At 60.9% G+C, this 21,691-nt stretch carries 24 protein-coding genes; 17 read left to right on the forward strand and 7 right to left on the reverse strand.

Translation table 11 applies throughout. From position 1 onward, the window contains the following. Nucleotides 1–91: 91 nt before the first annotated feature. Nucleotides 92–1,258 carry an FAD-dependent monooxygenase gene (locus AC3WVQ_RS06220; RefSeq protein ID WP_090295674.1) on the reverse strand — a complete coding sequence of 389 codons (1,167 nt, stop codon included), beginning with the start codon at nucleotides 1,256–1,258 and terminating at the stop codon, nucleotides 92–94. Between the two features lie 9 nt (nucleotides 1,259–1,267). Next, nucleotides 1,268–1,513 carry a zinc-finger domain-containing protein gene (locus AC3WVQ_RS06225; RefSeq protein ID WP_057255736.1) on the reverse strand — a complete coding sequence of 82 codons (246 nt, stop codon included), beginning with the start codon at nucleotides 1,511–1,513 and terminating at the stop codon, nucleotides 1,268–1,270. Between the two features lie 174 nt (nucleotides 1,514–1,687). Between AC3WVQ_RS06225 and AC3WVQ_RS06230 the strand changes: the two genes are divergently transcribed. From AC3WVQ_RS06230 to AC3WVQ_RS06265, 8 genes are all read left to right on the forward strand, one after another. After that, nucleotides 1,688–2,473: an alpha/beta fold hydrolase gene (locus AC3WVQ_RS06230; protein ID WP_034796743.1), complete on the forward strand. Its 786-nt coding sequence runs from the start codon at nucleotides 1,688–1,690 to the stop codon at nucleotides 2,471–2,473. Nucleotides 2,474–2,561: 88 nt separating this feature from the next. Next, nucleotides 2,562–3,389 (forward strand): serine O-acetyltransferase, encoded by an 828-nt coding sequence (cysE, locus tag AC3WVQ_RS06235; RefSeq protein ID WP_034796741.1) that lies wholly within the window; start codon nucleotides 2,562–2,564, stop codon nucleotides 3,387–3,389. A gap of 99 nt (nucleotides 3,390–3,488) precedes the next feature. Further along, nucleotides 3,489–3,692 (forward strand): DUF3126 family protein, encoded by a 204-nt coding sequence (locus tag AC3WVQ_RS06240; protein ID WP_034796738.1) that lies wholly within the window; start codon nucleotides 3,489–3,491, stop codon nucleotides 3,690–3,692. 279 nt (nucleotides 3,693–3,971) lie between these two features. Further along, a complete protein-coding gene (locus AC3WVQ_RS06245) occupies nucleotides 3,972–4,328 on the forward strand; it encodes a phasin family protein (RefSeq protein WP_034796735.1) in 357 nt (118 codons plus the stop codon). Nucleotides 4,329–4,568: 240 nt separating this feature from the next. Continuing rightward, on the forward strand, nucleotides 4,569–4,922 hold the full coding sequence (clpS, locus tag AC3WVQ_RS06250) for an ATP-dependent Clp protease adapter ClpS (protein WP_043622145.1): 354 nt from the start codon (nucleotides 4,569–4,571) through the stop codon (nucleotides 4,920–4,922). A 9-nt stretch (nucleotides 4,923–4,931) separates the two neighbouring features. Then, entirely contained in the window at nucleotides 4,932–7,448 is a 2,517-nt protein-coding gene (gene clpA, locus AC3WVQ_RS06255; RefSeq protein WP_034796722.1) for an ATP-dependent Clp protease ATP-binding subunit ClpA, read from the forward strand. 192 nt (nucleotides 7,449–7,640) lie between these two features. Then, entirely contained in the window at nucleotides 7,641–8,378 is a 738-nt protein-coding gene (locus tag AC3WVQ_RS06260; protein WP_060607501.1) for an AzlC family ABC transporter permease, read from the forward strand. Beyond that, a complete protein-coding gene (locus tag AC3WVQ_RS06265) occupies nucleotides 8,375–8,719 on the forward strand; it encodes an AzlD domain-containing protein (protein ID WP_034796719.1) in 345 nt (114 codons plus the stop codon). Before AC3WVQ_RS06260 ends, AC3WVQ_RS06265 begins: the two co-directional genes overlap by 4 nt. 88 nt (nucleotides 8,720–8,807) lie before the next feature. Here the strand turns inward: AC3WVQ_RS06265 and AC3WVQ_RS06270 are convergent, their stop codons facing one another. The 4 genes from AC3WVQ_RS06270 to AC3WVQ_RS06285 are packed head-to-tail and all read right to left on the reverse strand — an operon-like array spanning nucleotide 8,808 to nucleotide 11,666. Continuing rightward, nucleotides 8,808–9,224, reverse strand: coding sequence for an HIT family protein (locus AC3WVQ_RS06270; protein WP_090295669.1), 417 nt, complete (start codon nucleotides 9,222–9,224; stop codon nucleotides 8,808–8,810). Between the two features lie 43 nt (nucleotides 9,225–9,267). After that, nucleotides 9,268–10,455, reverse strand: coding sequence for a GNAT family N-acetyltransferase (locus tag AC3WVQ_RS06275; protein WP_089044618.1), 1,188 nt, complete (start codon nucleotides 10,453–10,455; stop codon nucleotides 9,268–9,270). A gap of 4 nt (nucleotides 10,456–10,459) precedes the next feature. Beyond that, nucleotides 10,460–11,185 (reverse strand): glycerophosphodiester phosphodiesterase, encoded by a 726-nt coding sequence (locus tag AC3WVQ_RS06280; protein WP_060585298.1) that lies wholly within the window; start codon nucleotides 11,183–11,185, stop codon nucleotides 10,460–10,462. Between the two features lie 13 nt (nucleotides 11,186–11,198). Then, the gene (locus tag AC3WVQ_RS06285) at nucleotides 11,199–11,666 is read right to left on the reverse strand and encodes a RidA family protein (RefSeq protein WP_043622203.1); all 468 of its coding nucleotides are present in this window, start codon (nucleotides 11,664–11,666) and stop codon (nucleotides 11,199–11,201) included. A gap of 145 nt (nucleotides 11,667–11,811) precedes the next feature. Here AC3WVQ_RS06285 and AC3WVQ_RS06290 point away from each other — a divergent pair, with 145 nt between their 5' ends. The 8 genes from AC3WVQ_RS06290 to rseP all read left to right on the forward strand — a co-directional run bounded on the left by AC3WVQ_RS06290 (nucleotide 11,812) and on the right by rseP (nucleotide 19,078). After that, entirely contained in the window at nucleotides 11,812–12,639 is an 828-nt protein-coding gene (locus AC3WVQ_RS06290; RefSeq protein WP_034796712.1) for a cell envelope integrity EipB family protein, read from the forward strand. Between the two features lie 182 nt (nucleotides 12,640–12,821). Next, nucleotides 12,822–13,589, forward strand: a complete 768-nt coding sequence (gene rpsB / locus AC3WVQ_RS06295) for a 30S ribosomal protein S2 (RefSeq protein ID WP_034796710.1) — start codon at nucleotides 12,822–12,824, stop codon at nucleotides 13,587–13,589. Nucleotides 13,590–13,841: 252 nt separating this feature from the next. Continuing rightward, nucleotides 13,842–14,765: a translation elongation factor Ts gene (gene tsf / locus AC3WVQ_RS06300; protein ID WP_034796708.1), complete on the forward strand. Its 924-nt coding sequence runs from the start codon at nucleotides 13,842–13,844 to the stop codon at nucleotides 14,763–14,765. A 192-nt stretch (nucleotides 14,766–14,957) separates the two neighbouring features. Continuing rightward, entirely contained in the window at nucleotides 14,958–15,680 is a 723-nt protein-coding gene (pyrH, locus tag AC3WVQ_RS06305; protein ID WP_090295665.1) for a UMP kinase, read from the forward strand. 53 nt (nucleotides 15,681–15,733) lie between these two features. Continuing rightward, nucleotides 15,734–16,294 (forward strand): ribosome recycling factor, encoded by a 561-nt coding sequence (gene frr, locus AC3WVQ_RS06310; protein ID WP_034796704.1) that lies wholly within the window; start codon nucleotides 15,734–15,736, stop codon nucleotides 16,292–16,294. 42 nt (nucleotides 16,295–16,336) lie between these two features. After that, on the forward strand, nucleotides 16,337–17,080 hold the full coding sequence (locus AC3WVQ_RS06315; RefSeq protein ID WP_090295662.1) for an isoprenyl transferase: 744 nt from the start codon (nucleotides 16,337–16,339) through the stop codon (nucleotides 17,078–17,080). Then, nucleotides 17,080–17,913, forward strand: coding sequence for a phosphatidate cytidylyltransferase (locus AC3WVQ_RS06320; RefSeq protein WP_090295660.1), 834 nt, complete (start codon nucleotides 17,080–17,082; stop codon nucleotides 17,911–17,913). The genes AC3WVQ_RS06315 and AC3WVQ_RS06320 overlap by 1 nt, the downstream gene beginning before the upstream one ends. Before the next feature lie 31 nt (nucleotides 17,914–17,944). Next, nucleotides 17,945–19,078 (forward strand): RIP metalloprotease RseP, encoded by a 1,134-nt coding sequence (gene rseP / locus AC3WVQ_RS06325; RefSeq protein WP_090295657.1) that lies wholly within the window; start codon nucleotides 17,945–17,947, stop codon nucleotides 19,076–19,078. Nucleotides 19,079–19,162: 84 nt separating this feature from the next. Here rseP and AC3WVQ_RS06330 read toward each other — a convergent pair whose 3' ends face one another. Next, entirely contained in the window at nucleotides 19,163–19,387 is a 225-nt protein-coding gene (locus tag AC3WVQ_RS06330; RefSeq protein WP_162251000.1) for a hypothetical protein, read from the reverse strand. On the opposite strand from AC3WVQ_RS06330, the gene bamA reads away from it, so the two are divergent. Beyond that, complete coding sequence (bamA, locus tag AC3WVQ_RS06335; protein ID WP_060607504.1) at nucleotides 19,329–21,665, forward strand: outer membrane protein assembly factor BamA; 2,337 nt, start codon at nucleotides 19,329–19,331, stop codon at nucleotides 21,663–21,665. The two genes, AC3WVQ_RS06330 and bamA, sit on opposite strands and share 59 nt — an antisense overlap. Nucleotides 21,666–21,691 lie beyond the last annotated feature (26 nt).

The raw sequence follows: 21,691 nt of genomic DNA on the forward strand, positions 1-21,691 counted from the left end.
CGCGGTCATCCGCGGCGTTCTGCTTTTCTGGACTAGATCTTTCGCGCGCCGGCAGTTTATCGAACGGATCGCGGTGAATGGCCGTCGCTTCTCAGTGCTCCGGCGCGCCGTAGCCGTAGAGCCAGTCGAGGTCGGCTGCAAGCGCGTCGGGCCCCTTGAGCTTCAATACCATGTCGCGGCCGATACGCACCGGGCCGCGGGCGTGATAGGCGAAATGGTTGAAGGCCGCACGGCGGCGGACGCGCGCGATGCGTGGCCTGCGAAGCGCCTCGAATTTCCGCAAGGAATTCGCGACGCTGAGGTTTTCAGACAGGCAAGCCGCAAGCGCGGATGCGTCCTCGACGGCCATGGCCGCACCTTGCGCCGCAAAGGGCGTCATCGCATGGGCCGCGTCGCCGATCAGCACTGTATTTTGACCATCATGCCAGGCGCCGTCGTCGACGGTGCAGAGCGGCCAGTAGGTGGGCGCCACGGCCTTATCGAGAAGCGAGCGGATGCCTGGGCTCCAATCGGAAAAGGCGTTGAGGCAATCCTGGCGCCGCGCGTCCGAATCCTTGCCGACCCAGATCGCGTCGGTCTCCTTGCCCTCGATGATGGCGACGAGATTGAAACCGCCGACCTCCCGCAGAGGATAGGCAACGAGGTGGGCGCGCGGGCCGAGGAAGGCGGTGACCTCACCGCGGTTGAGCACGCCCGCGGCAACGTCGCCTGCAAGCGTCATGCGCCAGGCGATATTGCCCGAGAACCGGACACGGCCGGCGGCGGGCACAGTCTCGCGCAGCCGCGACCAGATGCCGTCGGCGCCGATGACGACGTCCGGCATGCGCCCTGTCACTGCCGCGATCGCCTGGTCCCCGGGCTTGTCGATCTGGCATCCGAGGTGGAGACGGCAGCGCGGTTCGGATTGAACAGCCTGAAACAGGATTCTCTGAAGGCTGGCGCGGTGGAGAACGGCATAGGGCGCATGCCAGCGGCGGCGCGCGAAGGTCCCGGCCGGTACGCTGGCAAGCGCGCGCAGAGAGCGGCCGTCAACGAGCCCGATGCGCTCGGGCTCCGTCCATACGCTCTCAAGCTGCGTCAGTAGGCCGAGCTCGATGAGGATGCGGGAGGCGTTCGGTGAGAGCTGCAGGCCGGCTCCGACCTCGGTCAGTGCCGTCGCCCGCTCGATGATATCGACGTCGAAGCCGCGCCGGGCAAGGCATAGGGCAGCCGTGAGGCCGCCGATGCCGGCGCCGATGATCGCGACGGGGCGCGACATCGTCGCTTATCAGGCGGCTTTATGGGCGAAGAGGCAGCCGGGGGGATTGGTTTCGGTCGCCTTCAGCTTCGGATTGTAGCGATAGAGCGTAGAGCAGTAGGAGCAGACCTTCTCGTTGTCGTCACCCATGTCGATGAAGATGTGCGGGTGATCGTAGGGAATGGATGCGCCGGTGCACATGAATTCCTTGACGCCGATTTCGATTGCCTGATGTCCGCCGTCGTTCTGGAAATGCGGGATGCTGTGGCCGGCCATGTCATGCTCCGATGAATGCAAGTCTGAAGGTCAAATTTGGCGGCACCATAGTCAGCTTTGCCGGAAATGTGTAGCGGCAAAGCTGCCGCAGTTGTGGTTTTTGCCGGTGCGGGGTTTCGCCCGCCAAGGCGACGAACTAGGTTGCGCGGGATCGATATGCCCAAGGATGAATAGATGGATCTCACCCCGCCGCCGTTTTCCCGTTTCAATCATGACGGTCTGGAGATCGCCTTCTTCGACGAGGGCGACCCGTCCGGCGCGCCCGTTCTGCTCATTCACGGCTTTGCCTCCAGCGCCAACGTCAACTGGGTTTTCCCGGGCTGGCTGAAGACGCTGGGTGACGCCGGCTACCGCGTCATCGCGCTCGACAATCGCGGCCATGGCAAGAGCAGCAAGCCCTACGACCCGGAACTCTACCACCCTCAGCAGATGGCGGGTGACGCCGCCGCATTGCTTGGGCATCTCGGGATCGCCGAGGCCCATGTCATGGGCTATTCGATGGGCGCTCGCATCTCGGCCTTCCTGGCGCTCGCGCATCCCGACCGCGTGCGCTCGCTGGTCTTCGGCGGCCTCGGCATCGGCATGGTGTCGGGGGTAGGAGATTGGGATCCGATTGCCGACGCTCTGGTGGCGCCGTCGCTTGACGACGTGACCCATGCGCGCGGGCGCATGTTCCGCGCCTTTGCCGACCAGACCAAGAGCGACCGGCAGGCGCTTGCCGCCTGTATCTCGACCTCGCGGGATCTGCTGACGGCACAGGATATGGCGCGCATCGAGCAGCCGACGCTGATTGGCGTCGGGACGACCGATGACATCGCCGGGTCGGCGCAGGAACTGGCAGCGCTGATGCCGCGTGCGCGTGCGCTCGACATTCCGGGCCGCGACCATATGCTCGCCGTCGGCGACCGGGTTTTCAAGAAAGCGGTGCTCGAATTTCTGGCAGAGATCGATCGCATCTAGCGTATCGTCATTGCCGCCAGTCGCCATTTAAGTCACGCCTGATTTCCCCTATAGTGGTGGCAGGCACGGACAAGGAAGGAGAGCGACGATGGTCGCCAAGACCGAACTTCGCCAGGCAGAAGCGCTGCAAGTGATGGACCCGATCTGGAATAGCCTGCGCGAAGAAGCCCGGATTGCCGCCGAGCAAGACCCAATGCTCGCGGCCTTCCTCTATTCCACCGTGGTCAATCAGCACTCTCTCGAAGAAAGCGTGATCTACCGCATCTGCGAAAGGCTGGATCACCCGGATCTGCAGGCGAACCTTTTGCGCCAGACCTTCTCGGAGATGCTGGAGGACTGGCCGGAATGGGGCACCATTCTGCGTGTCGACATCCAGGCCGTCTACGACCGCGACCCCGCCTGCACCCGCTTCATCGAGCCGGTGCTCTATTTCAAGGGCTTCCATGCGATCCAGACGCATCGCCTGGCGCATTGGCTATTGAAGCGCGGCCGCAAGGATTTCGCCTTCTACCTGCAGAGCCGGGCGTCGAGCGTCTTCCAGACGGACATCAACCCCGCCGCCCGCATCGGCCGCGGCATTTTCCTTGATCATGCCACCGGCCTTGTCGTCGGCGAGACCGCGGTCATTGGTGACAACGTCTCGATCCTGCACGGCGTGACGCTCGGCGGCACGGGCAAGGAAGGCAGCGATCGCCACCCGAAGATCGCCGACGGTGTGCTGATTGGCGCCGGCGCCAAGATCCTCGGCAATATCCATATCGGACACTGCTCGCGCGTCGCTGCGGGTTCGGTCGTGCTGAAACCGGTGCCGCCGAAGTCGACGGTCGCCGGCGTACCGGCAAAGGTCGTGGGCGAGGCCGGCTGTTCCGAGCCGTCGCGCCAGATGGACCAGATCCTTGCCAGCTTCGATATCTGACATGCGGGAACCGGTGTGTAGCCTCTTTCGAGGGGTTTACACCCGCCGATGCAGCGTGCGAGAAGCGCCGCACAGTTTAAACGGCTACGGAGACGTGTTTTGAAGCCCGAAGAAATCCGCAAGCTTGAAGCCTACTTCAAGCGCACCTTCAATCAGCAGATGGTCGTCAAGGCTCGCCCGAAGAAGGACGAGTCCGCTGAAGTCTATCTCGGTGACGAGTTCCTCGGTGTGGTCTTCCGCGATGAGGAAGACGGCGAGCTTTCCTACAACTTCTCCATGGCGATCCTCGACATCGACCTCTAAGTCGCGACGCCGGACGCTTTCAGTATAAACCCCGAAAATCCATGGGATTTTCGGGGTTTATTGTTTTGTGCGGGATGTTGATGTCTTGCTGGGCAATTGCTCGCTAGTGCTTATCTTGCGGCTGTAGCGAGCGCGGCAAGAAATTTCATGCCGGACCGCGATATTTCATCAAGTTGTTGCATCTGTTGTATTTTATTGCATCGCACACTCGTCTTGACTTTTTGTGCAGTGCACATAAACTGAAGCCTCCAGATCAGGCCGTCACCAAGGAGACACCGGATGTTCAACTTCGACGATGCAAACAAGAAGAGCAAGGAAGCCATTGATGTGGCTGTGAAGAGCTATTCCGCTTGGACCAAGGGTCTCCAGGCTATCGCGACCGAAGCTGCCGACTTTTCGAAGAAGTCCTTCGAGGACAGCGTCGCGCATGTCGAAAAGCTGACCAGCGTCAAGAGCGTCGAGGCTGCTTTCGAACTGCAGACCAACTTCGTGAAGTCGAGCTACGAAGGCTTTGTCGCCGAAGCAACGAAGATCGGCGAAATGTATGCCGACCTCGCCAAGGACGCCTACAAGCCCTACGAAGCGCCAGTTGCCAAGGCAACGGCAGCAGTTAAGGCCGCCGCTGCAGCAGCCTGATCACCGGCTAAAACAATTTCTCAACAAAAAGGCCGGTCGCAGCGCTTGCGACCGGCCTTTTTGTTTTTCGCATAAGCTGTGCGCAGCCCAAAGAAAGTTGATCAATCTTGCCGGTCAACGTGCGATTATGATTGCAGTGTGTTGGTTCGGTCTTAAAATCTGAAAACGAACCATTAGATAAAGGGCAAGCAGGCTGCGGCCGAGTTCGATGGGTCGCTACTGTACAAGGAACTGACAAGAATGATCGCCATGCCGGTCCGGATGCAGCAAGGTAGCGATGATGAGGGGAACGGCAACAACCGCAGCACGTCCGTCATCACGCGTACCAAGCCGAAGACCAAGAAGCCAAGTTTGTATCGTGTTCTGCTTTTGAATGACGATTACACGCCGATGGAATTCGTCATCCATATTCTGGAGCGCTTCTTTCAAAAGAACCCGGAAGAGGCGACCCGCATCATGCTCCACGTCCACAATCACGGTGTGGGAGAGTGCGGCGTCTTCACCTATGAGGTCGCCGAAACCAAGGTGACGCAGGTGATGGACTTCGCCCGGCAGCATCAGCATCCGTTGCAATGCGTCATGGAAAAGAAATGAGGAACTAACGTGCCAACATTTTCGCCCAGCCTCGAAAAGGCGCTGCACCAGGCACTGACTTTTGCCAACGAGCGCCACCACGAATACGCTACGCTCGAGCATCTGCTTCTGGCATTGATCGACGATGCCGACGCGGCGGCCGTGATGGGCGCCTGCAACGTCAATCTTGAGACGCTGCGCAAGACCGTAACCGATTACGTCGACAACGAACTGTCGAACCTCGTGACCGGCTACGACGAAGATTCCAAGCCGACGGCCGGGTTCCAGCGCGTGATCCAGCGGGCGGTGATCCACGTGCAATCGTCCGGCCGCGAGGAAGTGACCGGCGCCAACGTGCTGGTCGCGATCTTCGCCGAGCGCGAAAGTCACGCAGCCTATTTCCTGCAGGAGCAGGAGATGACCCGCTACGACGCGGTCAACTTCATTTCGCACGGCATCGGCAAGCGGCCCGGCAGCTCTGAGTCCCGTCCTGTGCGTGGCTCTGACGATCATGAGAGCGAGCAGAAGCCCGCGCGCGACAACGAAGAGGCCAGCGCCAAGAAGCAGCAGGACGCGCTGACCGCCTATTGCGTCAACCTCAATGAGAAGGCGAAATCCGGCAAGATCGACCCGCTGATCGGCCGTCACGCCGAGGTGAACCGCACCATCCAGGTGCTGTGCCGCCGCTCGAAGAACAATCCGCTCTATGTCGGGGACCCCGGCGTCGGCAAGACGGCGATCGCCGAAGGCCTTGCCAAGCGCATCATCGAAAAGAAGGTGCCGGAAGCGTTGCAGGATGCGACGATCTTCTCGCTCGACATGGGCACGCTTCTTGCCGGCACGCGCTACCGTGGCGATTTCGAAGAACGGTTGAAGCAGGTCGTCAAGGAGCTCGAGGACTATCCGGGCGCCGTGCTCTTCATCGACGAGATCCATACGGTCATCGGCGCCGGAGCTACGTCCGGCGGCGCGATGGATGCATCCAACCTTTTGAAGCCGGCGCTTTCCTCCGGCGCGATCCGCTGCATCGGTTCGACCACCTACAAGGAATACCGCCAGTTCTTCGAGAAGGATCGGGCGCTGGTCCGCCGTTTCCAGAAGATCGACGTGAACGAGCCGACGATTGCCGACGCGATCGAGATCATGAAGGGGCTGAAGCCTTATTACGAGGAATATCATCACCTGAAATACTCGAACGAGGCGATCAAGGCCGCGGTCGAGCTTTCGGCCCGCTACATCAACGACCGCAAGCTGCCGGACAAGGCGATCGACGTGATCGATGAATCCGGTGCCGCACAGATGCTTCTGCCCGCCAGCAAGCGCCGCAAGCTGATCACCGAGAAGGAGATCGAGGCGACGATCGCGACGATGGCGCGCATCCCGCCGAAGACCGTCTCCAAGGACGACGAGGCCGTGCTTGCCAATCTCGAGCGAGAGCTGCGCTCGGTCGTCTACGGCCAGGACCTGGCGATCGAGGCGCTCGCTTCGTCGATCAAGCTGGCGCGTGCCGGCCTGCGCGAACCGAACAAGCCGATCGGCTGCTACGTCTTCTCCGGCCCGACCGGCGTCGGCAAGACGGAAGTCGCCAAGCAGCTTGCGACCTCGCTCGGCGTCGAGCTCCTGCGCTTCGACATGTCGGAATACATGGAGCGGCATACGGTTTCGCGCCTGCTCGGTGCACCTCCCGGCTATGTCGGCTTCGACCAGGGCGGCCTCTTGACCGATGGCGTCGATCAGCACCCGCATTGCGTGCTGCTGCTCGACGAGATCGAGAAGGCGCATCCGGACCTGTTCAACATCCTGCTGCAGGTCATGGACCATGGCTCGCTGACGGATCACAACGGCAAGAAGATCGACTTCCGCAACGTCATCCTGATCATGACGACCAATGCCGGCGCATCGGAAATGGCCCGGGCCGCCATCGGCTTCGGTTCTTCCAAGCGTACGGGCGAAGACGAAGAGGCGCTGAACCGCCTGTTCACGCCGGAATTCCGCAACCGTCTGGATGCGGTCATTCCGTTTGCTTCGCTGCCGACACCGGTTATCCACCAGGTGGTTCAGAAGTTCGTCATGCAGCTTGAAACCCAGCTTGCCGAGCGCAACGTCACCTTCGACCTCGCGCCGGAGGCGATCGCCTGGCTTGCCGAAAAGGGCTACGACGAGAAGATGGGCGCGCGACCGCTGTCGCGTGTCATCCAGGAAAACATCAAGAAGCCGCTCGCCGATGAAATCCTCTTCGGCAAGCTGAAGAAGGGCGGGGTCGTCAAGGTGACGATCGGCACGAAGGCCGATGGCACCAAGGGCCTGCTGCTCGATGCCGTTCCTGAGACGACGCCAATCAAGCCGAAGGCGGAAGTATCCCGCCCGGCGATGAAGGCCGCCAAGCCGAAAAAGGCCGAGGACAAGGAAGAGGTGGGCGCCGAGCCTGCGCCGAAGTCCAAGCCGAAGAAGGCTGCCGCCAAGGCGTCAACGGATGACGAGGCCGGGGCGGGCGACGCGGCTCCCAGAAAGGGCCGCACGGTGCCGAAGGTGCCGCGCAAGAAGTAGCCCCCGCAAGACACGTTTGACGGTGCTGGATGCAAACCATTCGGCACCGTTTTTCTTTAAAGAAGAAATGAGAAGAGCCTGCGTGGTTTTTCGTCCGCGTGCCGGTCTGATAGCCTATATTCGGTCATGCTGATCCCGGACGATTCGATCCGGGGTGGTCGTATTCGAGTTGAAAACAATCCGGAATCGCCGATGAAGAGAGAAGAAGACGAGCAATCTTCGCTCGCCTGGTTCGGGAAAGGCATGCGCGGCATTTTCAGTCTGCCGGCCTTCATTCTGATGTTGTCCTTTGTCGGCTTCTGTTCGCTGACGGCTCAGGCCGGCATCCCGGTCGAGCAGGTGGTCTTCATGGTCGGCATGGTCTGGGCGCTTCCGGCCAAGGTCATTCTCGTCAGTTCGATGATGAGCGGAGCCGGGCTCGCGACCGCGTTCCTCGCGGTCTCGCTGTCGTCCGTCCGGCTGATGCCGATGGTCGCCGCGCTGATACCGGAGCTGCGCGGGTCGCGCACGCCGACTTGGCTTCTGCTCTTCCTGTCGCATTTCGTCGCGATCACCGCCTGGGTGTTCGCGATGGAGAAGGTGCCGCACGTGCCGCGCGAGCGTCGCGTCGCCTTTTTCGCGGGCTTCGGCATCACGCTGGTGGCGGCAAACATGCTGCTCGTCGCTGTCGTCTACCACTTCGTCGCCGATTTCCCGCCGATCGTTGCCGGCTGCCTTTTCTTCCTGACGCCGGTCTACTTTCTCGCCTCGATCTGGCATTCGGCGCGCCATCCCGTCGTCTATGTGGCGTTGCTCTTTGGTCTTGCAGGCGGGCCGCTGTTCTACTGGCTGTTTCCGGAATTCGACATCCTGCTCGCCGGCCTCGTCGGCGGCACGCTTGCCTGGCTCATCGAGCGCCTCTGGCGGCGCCGCAAGGAGGTGGGAGCATGACCTGGCAGGATGGTTGGTGGGCCTATGTCTTTATCGCGATTGCCGGCTGGCTGGCGACCGACATCTGGCGCTGGTTGGGTGTCATCACAGGCAACAGGCTGCGCGATGATTCCGAGGCGCTGAACTGGGTGAGGGCGGTTGCCACCGCGCTGGTCGCAGCGGTCATCGCCAAGCTTATCCTCTATCCGACCGGCGTACTCGAACAATCCCCGCTCTGGCTGCGCGCAGGTGCCGTCGCGCTCGGGGCGGCCGCCTTCTTCCTGTTCGGAAGAAAGCCGGCGATCGGGATCGCGTCAGCGATTGCCGCGTTGGCGCTGGGCCTGTGGTGGTTGGGTTTTTAGGCCGGGTGAGGTGCTTTCACCTGACCGTCGGTTAAAGAGCCGGCGCGTCGCCGGCTCCCTGGCTCCTGCGCGGATAGTATGAGCGCGATCAGAGCGCCTGCCGAACCTTTTCGGCATTGGCAGCCAGAACGGCGCCGTCTTCCATCGTGCCGGAATGCGGCTTCAGCGGCACGCCTGCTTGCCGCGGAATGACGTGGAAGTGCAGGTGGAAGACCGATTGTCCAGCCGGTGCTTCGTTGAACTGCATGATCGTCACACCATCGGCGTCGAAAGCTTCCTTGGCGGCAACAGCCAGCTTCTGTACGGTGGCAATCAGCGCCGGCAGCGTTGCTGCATCGGCGTCGAGCAGGTTGCGCGAAGGGGATTTCGGCACCACGAGCAGATGGCCTTCTGCCTGCGGCATGACATCCATGAAGGCGATCGTCGCGTCGTCCTCGTAGACGCGGTGCGAGGGAATTTCACCGCGCAGGATCCTGGCGAAAATGTTGTTGTCGTCGTAGCTCATTGTTCTTCCTCGTGTAATGAAGCCGGCCTTCACGAAAAGGCGGTCAGTCGTCCTGCCGTTCACCTTTGCGGAAAGGTCCGTGCTCGGCAAGAAACTCGCCCGTTTCCTCCACATCCCTGCGCTCGCGCTGAAGATAGTCGCCGACGGCGCGGGCAAGTCCCGGATGTGTGATGAAATGGGCGGAATGGGTGGTGACGGGCATGTAGCCGCGCGCAAGCTTGTGCTCACCCTGGGCGCCAGCCTCCACCCGTTTCAGCCCCTTGGCGATCGCGAAATCGATCGCCTGGTGATAGCAGACTTCGAAATGCAGGAACGGGTGATCCTCGATGCAGCCCCAGTGGCGACCGTAGAGCGCATCGCCGCCGATGAAGTTGATCGCGCCGGCGATGTAGCGGCCGTTGCGGCGTGCCATCACCAGCAGGATATCGTCGGCCATGCGCTCGCCAATGAGCGAATAGAACGCGCGCGTCAGATAGGGGCGGCCCCATTTGCGTCCGCCGGTGTCCATGTAGAAGGCGAAGAACTCGTCCCAGATCGATTCCGTCAGGTCGCTGCCGGTCAGCCAGTCGATCGAAATGCCGTTTTCGAGCGCAGCCCTGCGCTCCTTCTTCAGCGCCTTGCGTTTGCGTGAGGCAAGGGTCTCCAGAAAATCGGCGTGGGAGCCATAGCCTTCATTGGTGAAGTGGAACTGCTGGTCTGTGCGGTGCAGGAACCCGGCGCGCTCAAGCGCAGGGATCTCGGCTTCGGGCACGAAAGTCACATGTGCCGAAGAGACATCGTGTCTGCGGGCAAGCTCTTTCAGGCCCGCGGCAAGCGCATCCTGAACGGCGTTCGTATTTTCGTCCGGTGCCGAAAGCAGCCGTGGTCCGGTCGCAGGCGTGAAGGGGATGGAACTTTGCAGTTTCGGATAGTAGCGACCGCCGGCGCGCTCGAAGGCGTCTGCCCAGCCGTGGTCGAAAACGTATTCGCCCTGGCTGTGGCTCTTCAGGTAGCAGACGAGGCCGCCGCGCAATTGCCCGTCGCCGCCTTCAAGCAACAGATGCTGGCCGAGCCAGCCGGTCTTGGCCGTCGCCGACCCGGACTCTTCGAGCGCCGAGAGATAGGCATGCGAGAGGAAGGGATTGTAGACGCCGCCAGGAAACGCCTTCGATGCACCGGACAGCACATTCCAGCGTGCCGCTGGTATATCGGTGAAGGATTGCGCGATGCGGAGGGTGACGGCGTCTGACATTACTTTAGGAAACCAGGGCCTCCCGCGGGTCGAAACCCTCGAAGGTCATCTGATCCGCATGGGCAAACGTGTAGGCTTCGGCCTGCCGGTCGCGCACGGTCCAGGTGATGATCGTCTTGCCGAGCGTCCGTTCCTTGGTGATGAACGAGTTCGGCAGGTGGCCGTAGTGGTAGGAGATGAAATCGAGCCCGAGCTGCATCGCTTCCTCATGCACGAAGAAGGTCTCCGGATTGGCACCTTCCGCTGTGAGGCCCAGCGGGTAGGGCGCGTCGAGCGCCTTCAGGTCCTTGAGCAGCCAGTGATCGAAGCTCATCAGCGCAACGTGGCCCTTGTAGCCTTCGAGCGTTTCGAGCACGGCGGCGGCAAAGCCCTCGTCGTCGCCCTTGCGGCCCTTGAGCTCGATGACGAGCGGCACCTTGCCGGCAACCAAGCGCAGCATCTGCGTCAACGTCGGCACCTTGTCCTTCGTGCCGCCGATCGCCATCAGGCCGAGTTCGCCGGCGGTGCGCGCGCGAACGTCGCCCTTGATCCCGCACAGTCGCTCGGTATCGTCATCGTGGAAGACGACCGGAATGCTGTCGGCGGTATACTGCAGATCGCATTCGATCGCGAAACCGGCGTCGACGGCGCGGGAGAAGGCCGAAAGCGTATTCTCCCACACCTGCTTGTTCATGTCGTGATAGCCGCGATGGGCAATCGGTTGGGCCTTCAGCCAGGAAATATCAGCCATGCCGGGCACTCTGTCAGGCGATTTCGATGACGGCGTCGATCTCGACGGCGGCATTGAAGGGAAGGGAAGCCATGCCGACGGCGGCACGCGCGTGCTTGCCGGCTTCACCGAGCACGGTCGCAAGCAGATTGGATGCGCCGTTGATGACCAGATGCTGCTCGACGAATTCCGGTGTCGAGGCGACGAAGCCGTTGATCTTCACCAGGCGTCGGATGCGACCGAGATCGCCGCCGAGTGCTGCCTTGGCCTGGGCGAGGATGTTGATTGAGCAGAGTTCGGCGGCGCGCTGTGCGCGGGCCACGTCCACATCCTTGCCGACGATGCCGGTCACAGCGACCTTGCCGTCTTCCATCGGAAGCTGTCCGGAGATGTAGAGCATCGAGCCGCTGATGACGTAGGGCACGTAGTTTGCAACCGGGGTCGCAGCCTGGGGAAGTGTGACTCCGAGGTCCTTGAGGCGCGCTTCGATCTCTGCCGACATGGAAAGCTCCATTGTTGTCTTTTGTGTTAAAATCCTGCATTCAGGCCGGATCGCGGCGGGCACCGGCTTTTTCCTGCGAACGCCGCCTCGCTTCTGCCGAACGCTTGTTTATAGCATTGCCGGCGAGTCCAACAGGAGGAAACGGATGTTTCATAAAGGCTTCGGTCTCGTCACTTTGGGCAGCGCCTGTTTCGCCGTCATGACAGTATCGGGCGCCACGGCGGCACACGCAAACGCCCTTGTGCCGCACCGCGCCGTCTATGATCTCGAACTCAAGGATGCATCGGATCGTTCGGGCATTGCCGGAATGTATGGTCGCATGGTCTACGAGTTCAATGGCTCGGCCTGTGCGGGCTATACCGTCAGCTTCCGTTTCGTCACCCAGGTCGATACCGGCGAGGAAGTGCGCCTGACCGATCAGCAGACGACCACCTACGAAGATCTAAAGAATGGCAATTTCCGCTTCCTGACCCGCTCCTTCACCGATGAGAAGCTGGACAAGGAAGTACGCGGTACAGCGCATGAGGAAAAAGCGGGCGTTAAGGTCGAGCTGACTGCGCCGGACAAGCGCGAAATCGAGCTTGCGGCGAGCCGGTTTCCGACGGCGCACATGATGGAGGTGATCTCGCGAGCGAAGAAAGGCGAGAGCCTCTTTGAGGCGCGCATCTTCGACGGCTCCGATTCGGGTGACAAGACCTTGATCACCTCGACCTTCGTCGGCAAATCGCGCAAACCCACGGCGGACGAGCCGGATGCAGGCAAGGCGGGCAAGCTCAGCGGCGACAATTACTGGCCGGTGACGATCTCCTATTTCAACGATGACAAGAGCGGCGACGCGCTGCCGATCTACCGTATGTCGTTCAAGCTTTACGAGAACGGGATTACCCGCGACCTGACGATGGACTACGGCGATTTCGTCCTGAGCGGCAAGCTTGCGGACCTCGAAGTGTTCAAATCCGAGGACTGCAAATAGCCGATTGCGGTAAAAAGCGGCGTTTGCGGCTTGATTTCTCGGGCAGTTGCCGTTAAGGGGCTGCCCATTCCACACGTGAAGCTTGGGATGTTCCGGGAGAAATCCGGATCGTTCCGCCGGTGGGCCGGTCGAAAGACATGCTCGACGCTTCGCGGAGGTTCAACCGGAAAAGGAGAAAAGGCATGGCATTGCCTGATTTTAGCATGCGTCAGCTTCTGGAAGCTGGCGTTCACTTCGGCCACCAGACGCACCGCTGGAACCCGAAGATGAAGCCGTACATTTTCGGCGATCGCAACAACGTTCACATCATCGACCTCGCACAGACCGTGCCGATGCTGTCGCGCGCCCTGCAGATCGTCAGCGACACCGTTGCCAACGGCGGCCGCGTTCTGTTCGTCGGCACCAAGCGCCAGGCGTCCGAAATCATCGCTGACGCTGCCAAGCGTTCGGCCCAGTACTACGTCAACGCTCGCTGGCTCGGCGGCATGATGACCAACTGGAAGACGATTTCGAACTCGATCCAGCGCCTGCGCAAGCTCGACGAAATCCTCTCTTCGGAAGCTTCGGGCTTCACCAAGAAGGAACGCCTGAACCTCGAGCGCGAACGCGAAAAGCTGAACCGCGCTCTCGGCGGTATCCGCGACATGGGCGGCACGCCGGACCTGATGTTCATCATCGACACCAACAAGGAATCGATCGCGATCGACGAAGCCAAGCGCCTCGGCATCCCGGTTGTCGCAGTCATCGACTCGAACTGCGATCCGGACCAGATCGACTATCCGATCCCGGGCAACGACGACGCTTCGCGCGCCATCGCTCTCTACTGCGACCTCATTGCACGCGCTGCCATCGACGGCATCGCACGTCAGCAGGGCGCATCGGGCCGTGACCTCGGCGCATCTGCCGAAGCTCCGGTCGAGCCGGCGCTCGACGAGGCCTCCGACGCCTGATCGGGCCTTGGCGGCAGGTAAGCCTGCCGCCCCCAATGAAATGTCGGGACAAGGCCGTTTGTGATGAAAATCTGAACGGCCTTGTTCTTTTCAGCCGGGGATGGCGCTGATCCGTTCGGATCTTTGGAGCCGAGCAACCCCGTGATGGTTCAGTCATCACGGTGTCACATTGAAAAGCCATTCCCTGCCACACCTCCTGGTACCGCGCCCTCAAGGGCAGCGCGCCAACCAAACAGACAAAGAGGCAATAAGATGAGTGTAACTGCAGCAATGGTGAAGGAACTGCGCGAAAAGACCGGCGCAGGCATGATGGACTGCAAGAAGGCGCTCGCCGAAACCAACGGCGACATGGAAGCTGCGATCGACTGGCTGCGCGCCAAGGGCATCGCCAAGGCCGACAAGAAGTCGGGCCGCACGGCTGCTGAAGGCCTCATCGGTATTGTCAGCGGTGGCGTCAAGGCTGTCGTCGTCGAAATCAACTCCGAGACCGATTTCGTTGCCCGCAACGAAGCCTTCCAGGAACTCGTCCGCGGCGTTGCCAATGTAGCGCTGACCACCGACGGCTCGGTTGAAGCCATCGCGGCTGCAAACTACCCGGCAACCGGCAAGTCGGTCGACGAGACCATCAAGGACGCGATCGCCACCATCGGCGAGAACATGACGCTTCGCCGCGCAGCCCTCCTCAAGGTCGAAGACGGTGTTGTTGCTACCTACATCCACAACGCTGCCGGCGACGGCATCGGCAAGCTCGGTGTTCTCGTCGCCCTGAAGTCGATCGGCGACAAGGAAGTTCTCTTCTCGGTTGGCCGTCAGATCGCCATGCACATCGCTGCGACCAACCCGCTCGCGATCCGTGCGGACGAAGTCGACGCCGCTGTTGCCGAGCGCGAACGCAACGTCTTCATCGAACAGTCGCGCGCTTCGGGCAAGCCGGACAACATCATCGAAAAGATGGTCGAAGGCCGCATGCGCAAGTTCTTCGAAGAAGTCGCTCTGCTGTCGCAGGCCTTCGTCATGAACCCGGAAATCACCGTCGGTCAGGCCGTCAAGGACGCTGAAAAGCTCGCTGGCGCACCGATCGAAGTCACCGGCATGGCTCGCCTGCTGCTCGGCGAAGGTGTCGAGAAGGAAGAGTCCGACTTCGCTGCAGAAGTTGCAGCCGTCGCCAAGGGCTGATTTCTTCACCCATATTGGGAAAACCTTGGGGCATCGCGTGACAACGCGGTGCCCTTCGTGTATCCGGCTTCGTCAATGCGCTGGACCCGCCGGAAAATAAGCCGCTGCGGTTGAAACCATGGTGCGCAATGTGTCCTTATGCGCTGTGCGCCGCCATCGTGCGCACGCGCGCCGATCTGTTCAGGAGCGATGATGCCGGCCGAGCCACTCTACAAACGCGTTCTACTCAAAGCCTCCGGTGAAGCTCTCATGGGCAGCCAGGGCTTCGGCATCGATGTGGCGGTCGCTGACCGGATCGCCGCAGATATCGCGCAAGCGCGCGCCATGGGCGTCGAAGTGGGCGTGGTTGTCGGCGGCGGCAATATCTTCCGCGGCGTGGCCGTCGCTTCCAAGGGCGGCGACCGGGTAACCGGCGACCACATGGGCATGCTGGCAACCGTCATCAACGCGCTGGCGCTCGCAACGTCGCTGCGCAAGCTCGACATCGATACGGTCGTGCTCTCGGCAATCGCGATGCCGGAAATCTGCGAGAGCTTCTCGCAGCGCGCAACGCTCTACCATCTTTCCCTCGGCCGCGTCGTGATCTTCGCCGGCGGCACGGGCAATCCTTTCTTCACGACCGACTCTGCCGCCGCCCTTCGCGCCGCCGAAATGGGCGCGCAGGCGATCTTCAAGGGCACCCAGGTCGATGGCATCTATTCCGCGGACCCGAAGAAGGATCCGGACGCGACCCGCTTCGACCGCCTGACGCACAGCGAAGTCCTCGAGAAGGGGCTTGCCGTCATGGATGTTGCCGCCGTCGCGCTTGCACGCGAAAATGCCATTCCGATCGTTGTCTTCTCCATTCATGAGAAGGGTGGCTTTGCGGAAATATTGACCGGCGGCGGTCGCGCGACCATCGTCACAGACAATTAAGAAGCTGCAGAACGGCCCTCGGGCCGGCGAATGATAGAACGGGAGTTTCGACCATGAGTGAAGGTGTTGACCTGAAGGAACTGAAGCGTCGCATGGATGGCGCCATTTCCGCATTCAAGAGCGATATCGCGTCGCTCCGTACCGGCCGCGCGTCGGCGAACGTTCTCGACCCGGTGACCGTCGAAGCCTATGGCTCACGCGTGCCGCTCAACCAGGTGGCGAACATCACGGTTCCCGAGCCGCGCATGCTGTCCGTCTCGGTCTGGGACAAGCAGATGGTCGGCGCTGTGGATCGCGGCATTCGCGAATCGAACCTCGGCCTCAATCCGATCATCGACGGCCAGAACCTGCGCATTCCGCTGCCGGAACTCAACGAAGAGCGCCGCAAGTCGCTCGTCAAAGTGGCACATGACTACGCCGAAAAGGCGAAGGTCGCCGTGCGCCACGTGCGCCGTGACGGCATGGACGACCTGAAAAAAGCCGAAAAGGATGGCGACATCGGTCAGGATATCAGCCGTTCTCAGTCCGAGCGCGTGCAAAAGATGACCGACGAAACGATTTCCGATATCGACCGCTTGCTCGTCGAGAAGGAAAAGGAAATCATGCAGGTCTGATCTGCTCTGCTCGTGATCTGAGTCTCCTTTCGCGGACGCCTTATGCAAAACCTCACTTCCACGACCGTTCCGGAACATGTTGCCATCATCATGGATGGCAACGGGCGTTGGGCGAACGCGCGTGGTCTGCCGCGCACGATGGGGCACCGCAAGGGTGTCGAGACCGTTCGCGCCGCCGTCAAGACGGCGGGCGACTTGGGGATCCGCTACCTCACGCTTTTTGCCTTTTCCTCGGAAAACTGGAGCAGGCCGGCGGCGGAAGTCAGCGATCTGATGGGGCTGCTCAAGACCTTTATCCGCCGGGATCTTGCCGATCTGCACCGCGAGAATGTCCGCATCCGAGTCATCGGTGACCGCTCCAACCTCAGAGGCGACATTCTACCGTTGCTGGTGGAGGCGGAAGAAACGACGCGGGCAAATACCGGGATTACGCTCGTCATTGCCTTCAATTACGGCGCCCGGGACGAAATGACACGAGCCATGCGGCGGCTGGCGACGGAAGTCGCCGAAGGACGCTTGCGGCCGGAAGACATCAACCCCGAGCGTATCGCGGCGATGCTGGACACGTCGGACATTCCCGATCCGGACCTGATCATCCGCACCAGCGGCGAAGAGCGTCTCTCGAATTTCCTTCTTTGGCAGGGCGCCTATTCGGAACTGATCTTCGTTCCGGAGTTGTGGCCGGACTTTACGCGCGAAACGTTCCAGGCGGCGCTTGAAAAATACGCCTGCCGCGAGCGCCGCTTCGGCGGCGTCGCCGAGCCCACGTTGGCGGTCGGTTCCTGATGCAGACTGAACTTAAGCTTCGTATCGCTTCGGGCGTGGTCCTCGCAGCGGTGACACTAGCGGCGACCTGGTTCGGCGGTTTGGCGTTTCAGTTGCTGTCGGCGCTGATTGCGCTGCTCGTCTATTATGAGTGGTCGACGATCACGGACCTCCAGGAGCGGGATTTCCAAGGCAATGCCGTTGGTTGGCTGGGCGTCGTGATCATCGCCGGCCTGATCGTGACCGGCTATATCGGCTACAGCCTTCCGGTCCTAGCCGCTTTTGTAGTTCTCACTGTCCTTTGGGTATTTCTGCAGAAGACCAGTTGGTGGCTGCCGGGTGGCATCGCCTATGCCGGGCTGACCGGCATTTCGCTTGCGGCCCTTCGCGGCGCCGACGATCTTGGCTTGATGGCGACGCTGTTCGTCTTTGCCGTCGTCTGGGCGACCGACATCTTCGCCTATTTTACCGGCCGCGCGATCGGTGGACCGAAGCTCGCGCCACGCATATCGCCCGGCAAGACATGGTCGGGTGCCATCGGTGGCACAATTTGCGGCATTGTTGCCGGTGTTGCCGTCTTTATGGCTTATTTTTCACTGCAAGATCTCCGCATTCCGATCATTGCGCTGGTGCTTTCCGTCGCCAGCCAAGTGGGAGACTTGTTCGAATCCTTCATCAAGCGCCGTTTTGGGGTGAAGGATTCCAGCCGTCTCATTCCGGGGCATGGCGGCGTTATGGATCGGGTCGACGGGTTGATTTTCGCGTGTGTCGCGGCGTTGATTCTGGTCATGGTTCAGTATTTCGTCAGCGATGGGCGCCAGATCGCTTTCGGATCCGTCCTGTATAGCCTTTGAGCTTAGGCCCGCGGGTGCTTGAGGAACGTTCATGACATATCTGCTTGATGCCCTTCAGATTCTGACCGGCTACGTCGTCCCATTTCTTCTGGTGCTGACGCTGCTGGTCTTTGTGCACGAGATGGGCCACTACCTCGTTGGCCGCTGGTCGGGCATCCGCATTCTGGCTTTTTCGATCGGCTTTGGCCCTGAGCTCGTCGGCTGGACCGATCGGCACGGAACGCGGTGGAAACTGGCGGCGATTCCCCTTGGCGGTTACGTCAAGTTCTACGGCGACGAGGATGCGGCGAGCGTGCCGGACTACAAGCGCCTGGAGGCGCTGGCGCCGGAAGAGCGCAGCCAGACCTTCCTCGGCGCCAAATTGTGGAAGCGTGCGGCAACCGTCGCCGCCGGACCGATCGCAAACTTCATTCTCGCCATCGCCATCTTTGCCGTGCTGTTTTCCGTCTACGGGCGTCAGGTCGCCGATCCGGTGGTTGCGCGGGTGAATGAGAACAGTGCTGCTGCGCAAGCCGGTGTCGTGCCGGGAGACCGTCTGATTTCGATCGACGGCACGCCCGTCGTCACCTTCGACGACGTTCGCCGCTACGTCAGTGTTCGCCCGGAAATGCCGATTTCGATCCGAATCGAACGCAACGGCGCGATGCTCGATCTGTCCATGGTGCCGCAGCGTACCGAGCTCACGGATCAGTTTGGCAACAAGATGGAAATCGGCGTCATCGGTATCCTGACCGACCAGGAAGCCGGCAATTTCCGCACGGTCAGCTATGGTCCGATCGAGGCCGTCGGGCAGGGCGTCCTGCAAAGCTGGCACGTTGTCACCGGTACTTTCGACTATCTCTCCAATGTCGTGACCGGGCGGATGAAGGCGGATCAGATCGGCGGACCGATCCGCGTCGCCAAGGTCTCGGGGCAGATGGCGACGCTTGGAATTCCGTTTTTGCTGAATATTGCCGCGATCCTGTCTGTTTCCATAGGATTGCTTAACCTCATGCCCGTTCCGGTGCTTGATGGCGGCCACTTGATGTTCTATGCGGTTGAGGCCTTGCGCGGAAGGCCGGTGGGCCCGGCCGCGCAGGATGTCGCCTACCGGATCGGTTTTGCCATGGTGCTGATGCTCATGGTCTTTGCCACCTGGAACGACATATCGATGTTCTTCGGCTAGCGTTCGGCCGGGGAAACGGCGAGGGGGATTTCGACGGATACTGTGAACGATTGGTTTTCAACGGCTTGCGACGAAAGGTTTTGTTTACGATAAATCGAAGCTGTAGTGGCCGTTAAGCCACGGTTCGAATTGAAGTAAACAGAAATTAACGAGCTGGCTTGCTTGTATGGGAAAAGCGGTTAAAACGGCAACCGTGACCGGAGTCGGCACGAAACTGCCGCGCGACGTTTGGAAAAGGTAAGATTTGAACATGAAAGCTGGTTCAAGGTTTTTGAACGCGGTGTCGGCGGCTGCGCTGTCAACAAGCATTGTTGTTTCCGGCGCTGGTGTTGGGTTGCTCGCAGGCACGTCCGTTGCAGAAGCTGCGGTCATCAATCGTGTCGAAGTGCGCGGCGCCACGCGCGTCAGCGCTGAGACGGTTCGCGCCAACATCACGATCGTTCCGGGCAAGAGCTTCAACAACACCGACATCGACGCTTCTGTGAAGCGCCTGTATGCGACCGGCTACTTCTCCGACGTCAGCATCAATGTTTCCGGCGGCACGCTGGTCGTCAGCGTGAGCGAGAATCAGCTTGTCAACCAGGTCGTCTTCAACGGCAACCGCAAGATCAAGGACGACAAGCTGCAGGGCGTCGTGCGCACGCAGCCGCTCGGTCCTTACAGCGAAGCGACGGTCGAGACGGACATCCAGTCGATCAAGGACGCCTATGCGGCGATCGGTCGTGGCGATGTCACGGTGACGACGCAGGTCGTTCCTGTCGCCGAAGGTCGCGTCAACCTCGCGTTCGTCATCAACGAAGGCGAGCGCACCAAGATTTCTCAGATCAACTTCGTCGGCAACGAAGCCTACAGCGACGGTCGTCTGCAGTCGGTCATCGCGACGAAGGAATCGGGCATCTTCTCCTTCATTACGCGGAAGGACGTCTACAATCCTGACAAGCTGCGCGCGGACGAAGAACTGCTACGTCAGTTCTACTACAACCGCGGCTACGCCGACTTCCAGGTCGTTACTTCGGATGCGACCCTGAATGAAGCGACCAACGAATACACGGTGACGATCACAGTCGAAGAAGGTCCGCGCTACGACTTTGGTTCCGTCAATGTCGAATCGACCGTTGAGGGCATCAACGCCGAAGAACTGAAGGGGCTTATCGTCAGCCGTCAGGGTTCGGTCTACAAGGCCAAGGACGTTCAGGCGACGATGACCGAGATCTCGAAGCGCGTCGCTTCGGCTGGCTACCCGTTCGCTCGCGTCACGCCTCGCGGCAACCGCGATCTCGGCAACCACACGATCGCCGTCGACTACCTCGTCGACCAGGGCGAGCGCGCCTATGTCGAGCGTATCGAAATCCGCGGCAACACCCGTACCCGCGACTACGTTATCCGTCGCGAGTTCGACATGGGTGAAGGCGACGCCTTCAACCAGGAAATGGTAGCGCGCGCCAAGCGTCGTCTCGAGGCTCTCGGTTACTTCTCGACGGTCAACGTTTCGACCGCTCCGGGCAGCGCCGCTGACCGTGTTGTCGTGATCGTCGACGTACAGGATCAGTCGACCGGTTCGTTCGGTATCGGTGCAGGTTACTCCGCCGGTAGCGGTGGTGGCTTCCTCGTCGAAGCTTCGATCGAAGAAAAGAACTTCCTCGGCCGTGGTCAGTACATCCGCGTTGCCGCTGGTCGTGGTGACGAGAGCCGCACGTACAACGTTTCGTTCACGGAGCCGTATTTCCTCGGCTATCGTCTGGCCGCAGGCTTCGACGTCTTCAAGAACGAAAACGACTTCGATGACGACAACTACAGCTACGAAGATCAGGGCTTCAGCCTGCGCGTGACCGCGCCGATCACCGAGAACCTGTCGACGACGCTGCGTTACAACTTCACGCAGTTCGATTATAGCGGTGACCGGTCGAAGCTTTCGTCGCCCTACATTCGTGCGATCGACGGCGGCAACTGGGTCCGTTCGTCGGTGTCGCAGTCGATCACCTACAACACGCTCGACGATGCGCAGCTGCCGCATGACGGCATTCTTGCGACCTTCACGCATGAATTCGCCGGCCTCGGCGGTGACTCCGACTTCTACAAAATGACCGGTAAGGCCAAGTGGTACTACACGGTCAACGACGAAGCCGACATCATCGCCTCGCTCGGCGGTAGCGCTGGCCATATCTTCGAGACCGGTAGCGATCTGCAGGTCTTCGACCAGTTCCAGCTCGGCACCAGCGACATCCGCGGCTTCGAGCGGAACGGTATCGGCCCGCGCGAAAAGCAATCGGGTGACTCGCTCGGTGGTACGACCTATTTCACGGCTTCGGCCGAGGCGACGTTCCCGCTTCCGGGTATCCCGCGTGACAGCGGCTTCCGCGGTGCGGTCTTCGCTGACGCAGGAACGCTCTACAGCAACAAGGTCGCGCTCACCGGTCCTGGTGAATCGGTCCAGGGCAACGACGCCTCGCTGCGCGCCTCGGTCGGTATTGGTCTGATCTGGGCTTCGCCCTTCGGTCCGCTGCGAGTCGACTACGCATGGCCGGTTGCCAAGGAAGATTTCGACCGGGTTCAGAACCTGAAGTTCGGTATTTCGTCGTCGTTCTGATAAGAAGCAGTCCAGAACTGCCAGAA

The organism is Ensifer sp. EB106-05-01-XG146 (assembly GCF_058791875.1).